Below are 13,583 nucleotides of genomic sequence, written 5' to 3' on the forward strand. Positions count from 1 at the left end.
GCGGTTCAGAAAGGATAGTGAGCGCTTATCATCAGGGCATATTCGTTGCCTGCCTGGCGATGGTGCCCCGGCTCCGTCATCATCAACAACGAGAAACGGCTATCCAGCGGCAACCCGCCGGGATGGTAGAACAGCTCATAGTTGATCTGCCGCCCCGAAGGGGCAAGGGACACCCGGGCATCACGAAACTGGTAGGCACCGTCCGCATAATGATCGGCCAGGCGAAGCCGGGCCTCGGCCCGCTCCACCCGCAACGGCTGATGGATGTTCAGCCCCAGCCGGTGAAACGGCCCGTCATACTGGCCGCTAAGGCTCCACTGACTGCTGACCACCTCCCCCATCTCCTGGATAAGACCCGCTCCCGCCACCTGGGACAGACCCCCATAGATAGCATGGCGCAGGCTGAACCGCTCCAGCCTCAGCTCCCCTTTTATCCCGGCAAAACGGCTATGATGCTGCTCTCCCAACGCCAGCGCCCCCCGGGAGGCGGTATCGAACAGCCCCTCTCCCCGGGTGCGGGTGGCCCCCAACTCCAGGGCCAGCCAATAGGGCGAGTCCCAGGCACGGTTAAGGCTCAGACCGGCTCCCAGGGTATCGCCGGCATCGATGGCCTGGGCAGCCAGTTGCCAGTGCCGTCCTAACGGGAGCTGCTGGCGTACCAGGGACAGCCTCTGCTGCGGTGCTGTGGTGCCGTTGACCCAGTAAGGCGCCGTCAACAGCAGCTCCTGCTGGCTCTGCCCGCCCAGCGGCCACAGCTCCAGCGCCTCCGGACGCTCGGCGTAGCCGACTGTGGTCTCGCCCAGGCCATGCTGCCATCCGAGCAGGGCCAAACCGGGCCTGCCGGGCACGGAGGATGGTCCGTAGCTCAGCGTCCGCCCGTCCAGACGCAGGGTCTCCGGCGGCCGGGCCGACAGTTGCCGGTAAGACAGGCCGGCATCATAGGAAGAGGGTGCCGGTTGCTGGTAGGAGGCCAATTGAGCGTCAAAGCCCGCCCCCTGGCTATCGACCACCATGGTGTTGAGCGAGCCGAGCCGTTCGCCGCCATCACCGAAGGCGCTGCCCAGGCTCAGGTTGGTCGTGGCGGTGGGGTAGGTAGTGCCCGAGTCCGTCAGCAGGGCGGTGCCGCCCAGGGGCTGCATGGCCCGCTCCAGATCCATCAGCCCCTGGCCATAGCTGGCGCTGTCGGCATAGGAGCCGGCCTTGTTGGCGGTGAGAAAGAGGCGCTCTACCGTTTGCTGGTTACTGAGCATGGGAAACTGCTGCTTGACCAGGGCCAGGCCGCCGGTGACCGCCGGTACCGCCTGGGAAGTGCCGGTGCCAATGCTGTAGGTATCGCCGCCCCTGGCATCGGCCGAGGTGATCTCCGTGCCCGGGGCAGAGATGCACCAGTCGGCCGCCTGGCCGCAACGGTTGGAGCTGCCGAGCAGCAAGCCGGTCTGTGGATCCACATTCGCCACCGCCACCCAGGCGGCGGCCAGCTCGGGCACCAGTTGCGGCATGGCCGCCACCATACTGGGCTGGCCGGCGCCACCGTTGCCGGCGGCCCAAATATAGACACGGTCGTTCGCCGCCCCCTGCTTCAGCTCCCCCAGCCAAGCGGGATAGCTCGCCTCCAGCAGGCTCCGGGTCCAGCCGCCTTCGGCGATGGTTTCGGTCACTCCCCAACTGTTGTTGAAGTAGTCGACGCCCTGGTTACGCCCGTAGGCGAAGGCGCGGGTTAGGGTGGCATCATCGCTGGCCAGGTTGCCATCGTCATGGCTCAATCGCACTATGTAGTAGTCGGCACCATAGGCATAACCTATGCCCCTGTAGTCATCCCGGTCCGAAGCCAATATGCCGGCCACATGGGTACCATGACCATCCTGATCATCCACATCGGCAAGCGCCGTGCTGTCCAGGGGAGCGTTGTACACCCCGACGATGTTCGCCTGCCGAAAGGCCTCGTGGCCGGCATTGATCCCCGTGTCCAGCACCGCTATCCGGCTGCCGGCCCCGGAAAGGCCCATGCCGTGGGGCACATGGCCCCTGGAGATATCATAGCCTCCGGTAAAACGGTGCTCATCGGTCAGCGGGTATTCGGCATTGGGATCATAGACGACCGTCGGCGTGGGCTCGGCCTGTTCGGGAGCCGGGGCGGGATCCTGTGGCTGCATGCCACCGGAGGCAGCGGTCTCGCCACCGCCACCGCCCCCCAAGGCGAGCGCCACCGCGCCCACCCCTCCCGTCGCCAGGGCCAGGCTCCCCCAGCCCAACCCCGCCCCCCCCTGGGCCTCGGCAGGAGAAGCAGCGGCTCCCCGGGCAAGCGTGAGGGTCTCGCCCGCCAGCAACCGGGAGTACTCCGCTGGCACCAGTCCAAGGGTTTCCATATAGGCGGACAGGGCCCTGGCGGGATCGGCGCCGACGATGCGATGAAATGCCGCCCTGAACTGCGCCTGGGACAATTCCGCCGCCGTGACCAGTTCGGCAACCTCGCCGGCACTCAGCACATTGCGGTAGCTCCCCGTCATGGCCTGCAGCCTGCCGTCGGGGATCGCCACTGCGGTTTGGGCACCGGGCGGCGTGAGCTGAGCATACAGAGGAGAAGCCGAACCCATCCAAACGGCGCCGAACAGGGCCAGCGCCTTGGCCGGAGAAAACACATCCATGTGATCATTCCTTACATTACAAGGCCATAGAACGGAAGTATGGTTTGGGACCGGCTAAAAATCATCAACTACGCTTTGTTTGTTTCCATCTGCAACCGGAGCCGTCCCATGAACCCGACCTCTCTTTACCTTGGCAGCAGCCCCGCGCGAAACAAGGTGCCGCTGTTGCTCCCCATGGCCAACCGCCATGGGCTTGTCACCGGCGCCACCGGCACCGGCAAGACCGTTACCCTGCAGCGGCTGGCGGAAAGCTTCTCCCGCGCCGGCACCCCGGTGTTCCTGGCCGACGTCAAGGGCGACTTGTCCGGCCTGGCCGCTCCCGCCGACCCCGGCGGCAAGATTGCCGAGCGGCTGGCCCGGCTGGGGGTGGAGGACTACCAGCCCCGGCCCTGCCCCACCCTGTTCTGGGACATGTTCGCCACCCGCGGCCATCCGGTGCGGGCCACCATCTCCGAGCTGGGCCCCCTGCTGCTGGCCCATATACTGGAGCTCAACGACACCCAGAGCGGCCTGCTCTACGCCTGTTTCCGCATCGCCGACGACGAGGGCCTGCTGCTGCTCGATCTCAAGGACTTGCGCGCCCTGCTCGGCTGGGTGGCGGACAACGCCAAGGCCCTGGGCGGGCGCTACGGCAACCTGCCCGCCAGCAGCCTGGGAGCCATCCAGCGCCGGCTGCTGGTATTGGAGCAGGACGGCACCGGCCACTTCTTCGGCGAGCCCTCACTCAACCTGCGGGATCTGATGCAAAGGGATTTTTCCGGCCAGGGGGTGGTCAGCATCCTCGACGCCACCCGGCTGATGCAGAGCCCCCGGCTCTATGCCAGCTTCCTGCTCTGGCTGCTCGGCGAGCTGTTCGAGACGCTGCCGGAGCTGGGCGATCCGCCCCAGCCGGTACTGGTGTTCTTCTTCGACGAGGCCCATCTGCTGTTCAACGCGGCTCCCAGGCCGCTGCTGGAAAAAATAGAGCAGCTGGTGCGCTTGATCCGCTCCAAGGGGGTGGGGGTCTATTTCATCACCCAGAGTCCGCTGGACATCCCCGACACCGTGCTGGGCCAGCTCGGCAACCGGATCCAGCACGCCCTGCGCGCCTTCACCCCGCGGGACGAGCAGGCGGTCAGGGCCGCCGCGCGCACCTTCAGGGCCAATCCGGCCTTCGATACCCAGGCCGCCATCACCACCCTGGGGGTGGGCGAGGCACTGGTGTCGGTGCTGGATGAAAGAGGCGCCCCCACCCCGGTGGAGATCACCCTGATATGCCCGCCCGAGTCCCGTATCGGGCCCCTGACGGCGGAAGAGCGCCAGGCCCGGCTCACGCAGTCGCCCCTGGCCGGGCGCTACGACCAGGTGCTGGATCGGGATTCAGCCTTCGAGATGCTGGAACGCCGCCTGGCGCAGCAGCCGGCGGAAAAACCCGAGCCCACGGGCAAGAGCCGCGCCGGCAATCGGGATTCGCTGCTGGAAAGCGTGGCCAAGAGCACCCTGCGCAGCATCGGCAGCCAGTTGGGCCGGCGCATCGCCCGGGGCCTGCTCGGCTCCTTGCTGGGCGGCCGTTAGCGGTTGCGGATCACCTGGGTACCGGCGATAAAGTCATGCAGGCCACGTTTTTTGCGATTGAAGGGAATCATCAGGAAACCCAGCATCAGCAGGGCACCGGACAGCAGGGAGGCGAGATAGCGCACCGAGGCCCGAACAAAGGACAGCCGTCGGCCCTGGGCATCGGTCACCTTCATGCCGAGCAGTTTCTTGCCGAGGGTGGCCTGCCAGGGTGAAGACTGCAACAGGGCGAAATAGAGCCACCAGAACACCAGGCCGTAGAGCGACTCGGCCCGCTGAAAATCGACCTCGCCCGGATCGGCCAGGGAGGGGTCGAGCAGCCAGGACAGCAGCAGCCCGATGGGCAGGGCCATCAGCAGCACATCGATCAGATAGGCGAACAGGCGCCGCCAGAAGCCGCCGTAACGGGCCTGGTTCAGTGAAAATATCGATCGATTCATGCCATATCCCCGCGGATGGACGGGCCTTGCGCCCGGGTGAACATCAACCGCCCATAATAGCAGACGGGTGCACCAAAAGTAGTCGCAGGGATGGGATTTGCCAGAACGGGGAACCCACGGCCCTGCCGGGCCGTGGGTAATGAAGGGCCGGCTCAGCCCATCTGGGATTGCAGGTAGTTGGGCAGGCCAATCCTGTCGATAAGGCCCAGTTGCTGCTCCAGCCAGTGGGTGTGGTCGTGCTCGGTGTCTTCCAGCAGTTGCAGCAGCATGTCGCGGCTCTGGTAGTCCCGCTCCTGCTCGCACAGGGCCATGACCTTGCGCAGATCCTCGATCACCTTGTATTCCAGGTTGAGATCGCTCTGGAGCATGGCGGGCACGTCCTTGCCGATATTGAGCGGCGCCCGGGTCACCATGTCGGGGGTGCCTTCCAGGAACAGGATGCGCTCGATCAGCTTGGCGGCGTGGCCCTTCTCGTCCTCGAATTCGTGGTCGATACGTTCGAACAGCTTCTTCAGGCCCCAGTCGTCGTACATGCGGGAATGGATAAAATACTGATCCATGGCGCTCAGCTCGCCGGCCAGCAGCTCGTTCAGCGCCGCGATAATCTTGCTGTTACCTTTCATCCGGGGTTCCCCTTACATTTGCGACTGTTGGTAGTTTTCGATGCCGACCTTGGCGATAAGGCCGAGCTGGGTATCGATCCAGTCCAGGTGGCCTTCTTCGTACTCCTCGATCTCGGTGAACAGTTCCCGGGACACATAGTCCTGCACCGACTCGCAGTAGGCGATGGCTTCCTTCAGCACCACTAGTTGCTCCTCCACCTGCCGCAGATCGCAGCGCAGCATCTCTTCGGTGCTCTCACCGATATACAGGCGGTTCAGGTGCTGCAGGTTGGGCAGGCCCTCGAGGAACAGGATGCGCTCGATCAGCTTGTCGGCCTGTTTCATGTCCTTGATGGATTTTTTGTACTCGCGCTCGTCCAGCTCGTGCAGGCCCCAGTTCTTGAACATGCGGGCATGCAGGAAATACTGATTGATGGAGGTGAGTTCTATGCTCAGTACCTGATTCAGGTACTCGATGACTTTCTGATCGCCTTTCATGCTCTTCTCCCCTTGGATTCCGTCGGCAATGATAGACGTGCCCGCTCCCCTTTTCAAATTTAAATAACACCTAAGTCACTGATTTTATTTGGGTAACGTAGTGGTAATAAGAACAGATGTTATTTTTAACGCGGTTCATCCGGCGCCAGTCCTGGCGCCGAACGGCCCAGGGCAGGACACCGGCTGCCCGGCTTCCGCCCTCACAGCCCCAGCAGGCGACGCAGCTGGGGGCAGTCGAAATCGGCCAGGGAGGCCAGCTTGAGATCGGCGATGCCGAAGCGTTGATCCCGGTACAGGGCCGGCTCGGGCACGCACAGCGCCGTCATCTGGGCGGCCTTGGCGGCGATGACGCCATTGACCGAATCCTCGATGGCCAGGCAGTGCTGGGGCAGCACAGCCAGGGCAGCGGCCGCTTCCAGGTAGACCTGGGGATGGGGCTTGCCCAGCGGCAGGTGTTCGGCGGAGACCCGCACCTGGAAGTGGCCGGCCAGCCCGAAGCGCTCGAGTACGGCGTCGATCAGCCGCAGCGGCGAGGAAGAGGCCAGCCCGACCTTGAGCGGGGAGCGAGCCAGCCGACCCAGGGTGTCGCGCACCCCGGCCATGGGTTCGTCCAGCTGCCGCACCTGGGCGATCACCTGCTCGATCATGGCCTCGGTCAGGGCATCGGCACAGGCCGGATCCAGCCCCTTGGTGCGCACCCAGCGCTGGCTGATCTCGTCGATGCGCAGGCCCACGGTCTGGGCGCCGTCTTCCTCGGTGACGGTAAAGCCGAAACGGGCCCCCGCTTCCTGCTTGGCCTGCAGCCACAGGGGCTCGGAGTCGACGATGACCCCGTCCATATCGAAAATAACCGCTTCAATCATGCTGTGCTCCTCGTTGCTGGTTTAATCACTGGTGTTCGGCGCCGTCACCGATCCCCGCAGGATCAGCCGCCCGCGGAAGCGCACCGGCGCCGGTGCCGGGCGGCCTTCGGCCAGCTCCAGCGCCAATTGCATGGCGTGCCGGGTCATGGCCTGGATCGGCAGCTCCACCGTGGTGAGCGGCGGCTGGCTGTAGGCCGACATGGGCTCGTTGTCGAAACCGGCCACCGACAGCTGCTGCGGCACCCGGATGCCGGCCTCGTGCAGCGCCCGCAGCGCCCCCACCGCCATGTCGTCGTTGAAGGCGAACAGGGCGCTGAACTTGGCCCCCCGCTCGAGCAGGCGCCGGCAGGCCAGGTAACCGCCTTCCAGGTGGCTGTCGCCGTGCTCGATCAGGCGCGGATCAACGGCGATGCCGTGGGCCCCAAGCGCGGCCCGGTAGCCCTCGAGCCGGGCCTGGCCGGTGGGGGCCCGGATGGGGGTGGTGATGCAGGCGATGCGGCGGTGACCCAGGCCTACCAGGTGGTCCATCATCAGCCGGGCGGCGCCGGCCTGCTCGAAGCAGACGCTGGGCCCCAGTGCCGGTGGCAGTTCCCGGTTGATCAGCACCAGCGGAATGGCGAGCCCGGCCTTGAGCTCGGCGAGCTGCGCCTCGGACATAAAGCGGCTGTACAGCACTATGGCGTCGCAACGCCGGTCGGCCAGCAGGTGCACCGCGTCCCGTTCACGCTCCGGGTCGTCGTGGCCGTCGGTCACGATCAGCTGCTTGCCGTGCTGCTCGGCGCTCAGGGCCGCCTGCTTGAGCAGGGTGCCGAAGTAGGCGCCCTCGAAGTCGGACACCACCAGCCCCAGGCTGTTGGCGCTGTTATGGGCCAGGGCCCGGGCCAGGCTGTTGGGCCGGTAGCCGAGCTGGTCGATGGCGTCGAACACCGCGCGGCGGGTGGACTCCTTCACCTGGGCGGTGCCGTTCAGCACCCTTGAGACCGTGGCCTTGGAAACCCCGGCCAGTTTGCATACATCGGTTATGGTGGCCATTGCTGTTATCGGAAAAGGGTAAGGGGAAACCGGCACCAGGGCGTCAGGTCTTAATGAGGCTGCCGTGGGATCTTATCACCTCCTGGTACCAGAAGAAGCTCTTCTTGCGCTGCCGGGCCAGGTGGTGGTCCCGGTCGATGTAGACGAAACCGTATTGCTTCTGGTAGCCGTTGAGCCAGCTCAGCAGATCGGTGAAGGACCAGGGGTAGTAGCCGCGCACGTCGGCGCCGGCGGCGATGGCCTCCGCCGCCGCCTTCAGGTGGCGGGCCAGGTAGTCGATGCGGGCGTCGTCCACCACTTCGCCGTCGATGATGGGATCCTTGGCGCCCAGGCCGTTTTCGGTGATGTAGACCGGCAGGTTACCGTAGCGTGCTTTCAGTTGCAGTATGCCCTCGGTCAGGCCCTTGGGGTAGATTTCCCAGTCCCAGTCGGTGTATTCGCCGCTTGGGTTGCGCACGAACTTGAACAGCCCCCGGAAGCCGAACTCCCGGCCCGACCCCTTTTCGCCGCTGGTATTGATGCGGGTGTTGTCCACGTCCGGGTTGGCGGCCACCAGTTCCCGCTTGTAGTAGTTGACCCCGATAAAGTCGCAGATATTGGCCTTGAGCAGCTCGGCGTCGCCCGGAGCGAACAGCGGTGCGCCGAGCGCCTCCTGGGCCCAGTGCAGCAGCGCGGCGGGATACTCGCCCCTGAGCACGGGATCGTAAAACCAATGGGTGAAGCAGCCGTCGGCCAGCTCCCGGGCGGCGATGTCTTCGGGCCTGTCGCTCGCCGGGGCATGGGGCTGCAGTACGTTGACGAAACCGATGACCGCATCGGCACGCACCCGCCCTTCGCATTTCAGCTCACGGAAACGCTGCACCGCCCGGGCGTGGGCCAGGAACACATGGTGACAGGCCTGCAGCGCCCGGGCCGGGTCGCGCACCCCGGGCGGGTGGGCGCCGGTGATATAGCCCATGCCGATAAAGACCACGGTCTCGTTGAAGGTGGCCCACAGCTCGGCCTTGGCACCGAACTCCCGGTAGCACAGCTCGGCGTAGTCGGCGAAGGCGTCCACCGTCTCTCGGGACTCCCAGCCGCCGAGATCCTGCAGTGCCTGGGGCAGATCCCAGTGGTAGAGGGTGATCATCGGCTTGATGCCGTGGCGGAGCAGCTCGTCGATCAAGGCATGGTAGAAGGCCACGCCCGCCGGGTTGACGGCGCCCCGCCCCTGCGGGAGCAGCCGGGTCCAGGCGATGGAGAAGCGATAGCTGGTCAGTCCCTGCTCCGCCATCAGCGCCACGTCTTCCTTGAAGCGGTGATAGTGATCCGCCGCCAGGTCGCCATTGGTGCCTTCATGGGTGGTGCCGGGCAGGTGGGCGTAGACATCCCAGATGGACGGCCCCTTGCCGTCGGCGTCGTGGGCGCCCTCCACCTGGTAGGCGGCGCTGGCCGCGCCCCACAGGAATTGCTTGGGAAATGCCGTCATGCTGGGTTCCTCGCTTGGAATGGTCCGGGCCGGCCGGCTCCGTTGTCGCAACCGGCCGATGTCGGGACCATACTAACAGCAAAATGAAACCGGTTACAGAAACCGGTTTCATTTTGCTGGGGAAGTTGGGCGCAGGATAACAAAACGGGCGCCAGAGCTGGAGCGCAGGCGGCCACCCGGGCGCCAAGAAGCATCGCGCTGATGCGTTTTAAACTTATCCGTGCGCTAGGGCGACAGCCGGATCTGGCCCAGGGTATTGGCGTCGGTGGCGAACCAGAGGCTGTCGCTGGCCGCGTGGTAATGCAGGTGGCGCACGGCGCCACTGGGGCTGGGCAACGCCAGATCATGCAGGAAACGCTCGCCTTGGGTATCGAAACTCAGCAACCGCATCGCCCTGCCCCCCTGATCCGCCAGCCAGAGCCTGCCCTCGCCGTCCAGTGCCGAGCCGTAGGGCCGGGCCCGTCCTTCGCCAGGGATTGGCCACTCGTCGAAGCTCCCCGACGACGGCCGATAACGGCCGACGATGCCGTTGGCGAAATCCAGGTACCAGACATCGCCGTTGCCGGCCACTTCCAGCCGCCGCGGCCTGGCCCGGGGCCGGGGCAGGGCCACCTCGGTCAGCGCCAGGGTATCGGGGTCGATCCAGGCCAGTTTGTTGGTGCCGAACAGGGCCACCCAGGGCCGCCCCTGGCCGTCCAGCTTGATATCGTAGGGCCGGGCGTTGGAGGTGGGCACCCGTATCAGCTCCAGGTCGCCGTTGCCCCTGTCCAGCCGGCCTACCCGGTTGCTTTCGGGTGCGGTAAACCAGAGCTTGCCCCCTCCGCCCAGCGCCAGGGTGTGGGGATCGCGCACGGCCGGGTTACGGATGGGAAAGGTGACTATCTCCCCGCTCGCGGGATCCAGCCGGCCGAGGCGGGCATTGCGGTTGCCGGCATACCAGACCATGCCCGCGTCATCCACCGCCACGCCATTGGGGTAGGTGCCCGATTCCAGCTCGACCCGCTCGAAGGTGTCGGTATCGGGCGCGAACACCGCCAGGTAATTGCCGAGCTGGCCGCTGAACCAGACCCGTCCATCCGGCGCCACGAAAGGATCCCGGGGGCGGGTTCCGGCCCAGGGTACCTGCCATTCCTGGATATGGGGTGACGATACGGGGACTTCCTGCGCCTCGACGGCCAGCACCAGCCACAATCCCAGCAATGGATACAGGATCTTCATGTGCACCTCTCTCCCACGGAAAACGCCTTCTTAGTGTAGCCCTGTCGGCAAGAGTTCCATAAGGAGCCCAAAAACTGGGAGGACGAGGATCCAGGCCACCGGCTTCAGCGGGCAGAAAAAACCGGGCCTGGAGCAGGCCCGGCTTGTCGATGACGACTAGGGGTGCTAGGGCGCCAGCCGGGCCTGGCCCAGGGTATTGGCATCGGTGCCGAACCAGAGGCTGTCGCTCTCGGCATGGTAGTACATGTGGCGTACCGCACCGCCCTCGCTGGGGATGGGTACCGCCGGCAGGAAGCGCTCCTCGGCGGTATCGAAGCCCAGCAGCCGCACCGGACGGGAACCCACGTCCACCAGCCAGAGCCGTCCGCGTTGGTCCATGCCGGAGCCGTAGGGCTGGGCCCGTCCCGCGGTGGGAATGGGCCATTCGTCGAACCCGCCCTGCGCGGGCCGGTAACGGCCGATCATGCCGCCGGCGAAGTCCAGGTACCAGACATCGCCGTTGGCGGCGATTTCCAGCCGGCGCACCCGGGCCTGCTCCCGGGGCAGGATCACTTCGGTCAGTGCCAGCGTCTGCGGCTCGATCCAGGCCAGCTTGTTGGTGCCGAACAGGGCCACCCAGGGCCGGCCCTGGCCGTCCAGCTTGATGCCGTAGGGGCGGGCATTGGGGGTCGGCACCCTCACCAGCGCAATGTCGCCGCTGGCCATGTCCAGCCGGCCCACCCTGTTGCTGCCCTGGGCGGTAAACCAGATCCCGCCCCGGCCATCCGGCTCCAGGGTGTGGGGATCGCGCACCTCAGGATCGGGCATGGGGAAGATGGTGATCTCCCCGCTCTGCGGATCCAGCCGGCCGATGCGGGCGTTGCGGTTGCCCGCATACCAGACCAGCCCCGCCTGGTCCACCACCAGGTTGTGGGGATGGGTGCCTTGCTCCAGCTCGATGCGCCGGAACTGTTCGGTGGCGGGGTCGAATACCGCCAGGTAGTTGCCCGCCTGGCCGCAGAACCAGACCCGCCCGGCCGGATCCACATAGGGATCCCGCGGCCGGGTGCCGGCCCAGGGCACCGGCCACTCACGGACGGCGGCGGGCTCGGGCGCCGCCGCCTCCGCCCGTGGCCCCAAGGCCAGCAGCAGGCCCAATAACAGGAAAAGAAGTTTCATCCGCCCGTCTCCGGTTGGGTTACACCCTTTTAGTGTAGCCTCGCGGTGTGGCACTCAATCGAGTAATGGCCCGGCGAGGCCGGTATCTGTTCCAGCCGGCACAGCTCCCGCCACAGCCGGCTGCGCTCCCGCAGCAGCGCCGCATCCACCTCCATCGGCAACGGCTGTCGCTGCTGCCATTGTGAAAACTGGCGCAGGGTGCGCTTCAGCAGCCCCCGGCAGCGGCGCCGACGCCCCTGCCGGGCATAGGTCTCGGCCAGGTTCTGCACGCTGATCGACAGGCAGACGATCAAGGACTCGCTATCGAGCTCGCCGGCCGTGGGCCCATGCCGCCCGGCCTCTGGCCAGTGCTCGGCCAGCAGCGTCAGCGCCTGCTGGTAACAGTTGCAGGCCAGTTCGAACTGATCGTAGGCAAAAGCCCGATTGGCCTGGATGATCCAGCTTTTCCACTGTTCCAGCACGTCCATCATCTTCCCCGTCATCTATGTCGATGCGAGAAATATGACTTGCCTTTTCATTAAATGCAAATAAAAATGATTTACATTTAAAAGGAGATATCCATGACGTTCCAACTTCCCGCCCTGCCCTATCCCTACGACGCCCTCGAGCCCCACCTGGATGCCATGACCATGGAAATCCACCACGGTCGCCACCACCAGACCTATGTCAATGGCCTGAATGCCGCCGTCGAGGGTACCCCCTATGCCGACTGGCCGCTGGAACGGCTGTTGGGCGAGATCACCGCCCTGCCGTCGGCCCTGCAGCCGGCGGTACGCAACCACGGGGGCGGCCACGCCAACCACTCCCTGTTCTGGCGGGTGATGTCCCCCGACGGCGGCGGCGAGCCGGCCGGCCGACTGGCCGAGGCCCTGCTCTGCGACTTCGGCGGCGTCGAGGCGTTCAAGCAACAGTTCATACAGGCGGCGGTAAGCCGTTTCGGCAGCGGCTGGGCCTGGCTGGTGGCGGACGCGGACGGCCGGCTGGCGGTGACCAGCAGCGCCAACCAGGACAGCCCGCTGATGGACGGGCTCACCCCCATACTGGGGCTGGATGTGTGGGAGCACGCCTATTACCTGAAGTACCAGAACAAGCGGCCCGACTATATCGCCGCCTTCTTCCGGGTGGTGAACTGGGCCGAGGTCGGCCGCCGCTACGAGACGCTGCCATGAACGCCCCCGCCGTCAGGCCCCGGAGCGCGCCGCTGGGCGGCGGATGGCGGCCGCGCACTTGGCTTGGTATCGCCCTGGTGCTGGCCGGCGCCGGGCTGGTGGTACTGCACTGGGTGGAAGTGATGCACCAGCAACCCCTGGTACGCCAGGCCTTCTTCGCCGGGCTGATCGCCGCCGGCGCCACCGCGGCGGGCACCCTGCCCGCGCTGTTTTCCCGCCGCCTGGCCGGTCGCCTGCTCGACGGCGTACTCGGCTTCGGCGCCGGCGTCATGCTGGCCGCCAGCATCTTCTCGCTGATAGTCCCGGCGCTGGACGTGCTGGAAAGCCAGGGCGCCGGCAACTGGCATGCCGCCGGTACCGTGGCCCTGGCGGTGCTGCTGGGCGGTGCCGTCATGCTGGTACTGGAGCGCTGCGTGCCCCACGAGCACTTTATCAAGGGCTCGGACGGGGTCGGCTCGGAACGGCTCAAACGCGGCTGGCTGTTCGTGCTGGCGATAGCGCTGCACAACATTCCCGAAGGGCTGGCCATCGGCGCCGCCTTCGCCGGGGGCGACGGGGTGGCGGCCAGCGCCCTGGCCACCGGTATCGCCATCCAGGATATCCCCGAAGGTTTCGTGGTGGCCATGGCGCTGCTGGCGCTCGGCTACCGGCGCCGATTCGCGCTGGCGGTGGGCATGCTGTCCGGGCTGGTGGAGCCGGTGATGGCCATGCTGGGCGCCTCTGTGCTGGTCGGCTCCCCCCTGCTGCTGCCCTGGGGGCTGGCACTGTCGGCGGGCGCCATGCTGTTCGTGATCAGCCACGAGCTGATCCCCGAGTCCCACCGTCAGGGCCACGAGCTGTGGGCCACCAACGGCCTGATGCTCGGTTTTGTGCTGATGATGCTGCTGGACACCGCCCTGGGGTGAGCCGGCGGCGGCTTGACCGGCCGCCGCCATG

Annotated in this window: 13 protein-coding genes; 3 read left to right on the forward strand and 10 right to left on the reverse strand. The window is 66.1% G+C overall.

Features of this window, described 5'->3' with window-relative positions; all coding sequences use genetic code 11:
* Window positions 1-5 precede the first annotated feature (5 nt).
* The gene (locus JKV55_RS04345; protein ID WP_202082556.1) at window positions 6-2,645 is read right to left on the reverse strand and encodes a S8 family peptidase; all 2,640 of its coding nucleotides are present in this window, start codon (window positions 2,643-2,645) and stop codon (window positions 6-8) included.
* 108 nt (window positions 2,646-2,753) lie between these two features.
* On the opposite strand from JKV55_RS04345, the gene JKV55_RS04350 reads away from it, so the two are divergent.
* Complete coding sequence (locus JKV55_RS04350; protein ID WP_202082557.1) at window positions 2,754-4,199, forward strand: helicase HerA-like domain-containing protein; 1,446 nt, start codon at window positions 2,754-2,756, stop codon at window positions 4,197-4,199.
* Here the strand turns inward: JKV55_RS04350 and JKV55_RS04355 are convergent.
* The 9 genes from JKV55_RS04355 to JKV55_RS04395 form a co-directional block, all read right to left on the reverse strand.
* Window positions 4,196-4,639, reverse strand: coding sequence for an RDD family protein (locus tag JKV55_RS04355; protein WP_202082558.1), 444 nt, complete (start codon window positions 4,637-4,639; stop codon window positions 4,196-4,198). The two genes, JKV55_RS04350 and JKV55_RS04355, sit on opposite strands and share 4 nt — an antisense overlap.
* Window positions 4,640-4,791: 152 nt before the next feature.
* Entirely contained in the window at window positions 4,792-5,262 is a 471-nt protein-coding gene (bfr, locus tag JKV55_RS04360) for a bacterioferritin (RefSeq protein ID WP_202082559.1), read from the reverse strand.
* Between the two features lie 12 nt (window positions 5,263-5,274).
* Complete coding sequence (gene bfr / locus JKV55_RS04365; RefSeq protein WP_202082560.1) at window positions 5,275-5,739, reverse strand: bacterioferritin; 465 nt, start codon at window positions 5,737-5,739, stop codon at window positions 5,275-5,277.
* Between the two features lie 200 nt (window positions 5,740-5,939).
* Window positions 5,940-6,602 carry a hexitol phosphatase HxpB gene (hxpB, locus tag JKV55_RS04370; protein ID WP_202082561.1) on the reverse strand — a complete coding sequence of 221 codons (663 nt, stop codon included), beginning with the start codon at window positions 6,600-6,602 and terminating at the stop codon, window positions 5,940-5,942.
* Between the two features lie 21 nt (window positions 6,603-6,623).
* Window positions 6,624-7,634, reverse strand: coding sequence for a LacI family DNA-binding transcriptional regulator (locus JKV55_RS04375; protein ID WP_202082562.1), 1,011 nt, complete (start codon window positions 7,632-7,634; stop codon window positions 6,624-6,626).
* A 43-nt stretch (window positions 7,635-7,677) separates the two neighbouring features.
* Window positions 7,678-9,102 (reverse strand): GH1 family beta-glucosidase, encoded by a 1,425-nt coding sequence (locus JKV55_RS04380; RefSeq protein WP_202082563.1) that lies wholly within the window; start codon window positions 9,100-9,102, stop codon window positions 7,678-7,680.
* Between the two features lie 225 nt (window positions 9,103-9,327).
* Window positions 9,328-10,320, reverse strand: coding sequence for a Vgb family protein (locus tag JKV55_RS04385; protein WP_202082564.1), 993 nt, complete (start codon window positions 10,318-10,320; stop codon window positions 9,328-9,330).
* A gap of 165 nt (window positions 10,321-10,485) precedes the next feature.
* Window positions 10,486-11,478, reverse strand: a complete 993-nt coding sequence (locus JKV55_RS04390) for a Vgb family protein (RefSeq protein ID WP_202082565.1) — start codon at window positions 11,476-11,478, stop codon at window positions 10,486-10,488.
* A gap of 29 nt (window positions 11,479-11,507) precedes the next feature.
* Window positions 11,508-11,948 (reverse strand): DUF2753 family protein, encoded by a 441-nt coding sequence (locus JKV55_RS04395; RefSeq protein WP_202082566.1) that lies wholly within the window; start codon window positions 11,946-11,948, stop codon window positions 11,508-11,510.
* A gap of 90 nt (window positions 11,949-12,038) precedes the next feature.
* On the opposite strand from JKV55_RS04395, the gene JKV55_RS04400 reads away from it, so the two are divergent.
* Together JKV55_RS04400 and JKV55_RS04405 are read left to right on the forward strand one after the other, a co-directional pair.
* Window positions 12,039-12,647, forward strand: coding sequence for a superoxide dismutase (locus JKV55_RS04400; RefSeq protein ID WP_202082567.1), 609 nt, complete (start codon window positions 12,039-12,041; stop codon window positions 12,645-12,647).
* Window positions 12,644-13,552, forward strand: a complete 909-nt coding sequence (locus tag JKV55_RS04405) for a ZIP family metal transporter (RefSeq protein WP_202082569.1) — start codon at window positions 12,644-12,646, stop codon at window positions 13,550-13,552. Before JKV55_RS04400 ends, JKV55_RS04405 begins: the two co-directional genes overlap by 4 nt.
* The last annotated feature ends 31 nt before the right edge of the window (window positions 13,553-13,583 follow it).

Origin of the sequence: Zobellella iuensis, assembly GCF_016746085.1 — a bacterium.
Lineage (GTDB): Bacteria > Pseudomonadota > Gammaproteobacteria > Enterobacterales > Aeromonadaceae > Oceanimonas > Oceanimonas iuensis.

Excerpts from the sequence above, each read along its gene's own strand:
- JKV55_RS04345 (WP_202082556.1), bottom strand. The coding sequence starts at position 2,645 with ATGGATGTGTTTTCTCCGGCCAAGGCGCTGGCCCTGTTCGGCGCCGTT.
- JKV55_RS04350 (WP_202082557.1), top strand. The coding sequence starts at position 2,754 with ATGAACCCGACCTCTCTTTACCTTGGCAGCAGCCCCGCGCGAAACAAG.
- JKV55_RS04355 (WP_202082558.1), bottom strand. The coding sequence starts at position 4,639 with ATGAATCGATCGATATTTTCACTGAACCAGGCCCGTTACGGCGGCTTC.
- bfr (WP_202082559.1), bottom strand. The coding sequence starts at position 5,262 with ATGAAAGGTAACAGCAAGATTATCGCGGCGCTGAACGAGCTGCTGGCC.
- bfr (WP_202082560.1), bottom strand. The coding sequence starts at position 5,739 with ATGAAAGGCGATCAGAAAGTCATCGAGTACCTGAATCAGGTACTGAGC.
- hxpB (WP_202082561.1), bottom strand. The coding sequence starts at position 6,602 with ATGATTGAAGCGGTTATTTTCGATATGGACGGGGTCATCGTCGACTCC.
- JKV55_RS04375 (WP_202082562.1), bottom strand. The coding sequence starts at position 7,634 with ATGGCCACCATAACCGATGTATGCAAACTGGCCGGGGTTTCCAAGGCC.
- JKV55_RS04380 (WP_202082563.1), bottom strand. The coding sequence starts at position 9,102 with ATGACGGCATTTCCCAAGCAATTCCTGTGGGGCGCGGCCAGCGCCGCC.
- JKV55_RS04385 (WP_202082564.1), bottom strand. The coding sequence starts at position 10,320 with ATGAAGATCCTGTATCCATTGCTGGGATTGTGGCTGGTGCTGGCCGTC.
- JKV55_RS04390 (WP_202082565.1), bottom strand. The coding sequence starts at position 11,478 with ATGAAACTTCTTTTCCTGTTATTGGGCCTGCTGCTGGCCTTGGGGCCA.
- JKV55_RS04395 (WP_202082566.1), bottom strand. The coding sequence starts at position 11,948 with ATGATGGACGTGCTGGAACAGTGGAAAAGCTGGATCATCCAGGCCAAT.
- JKV55_RS04400 (WP_202082567.1), top strand. The coding sequence starts at position 12,039 with ATGACGTTCCAACTTCCCGCCCTGCCCTATCCCTACGACGCCCTCGAG.
- JKV55_RS04405 (WP_202082569.1), top strand. The coding sequence starts at position 12,644 with ATGAACGCCCCCGCCGTCAGGCCCCGGAGCGCGCCGCTGGGCGGCGGA.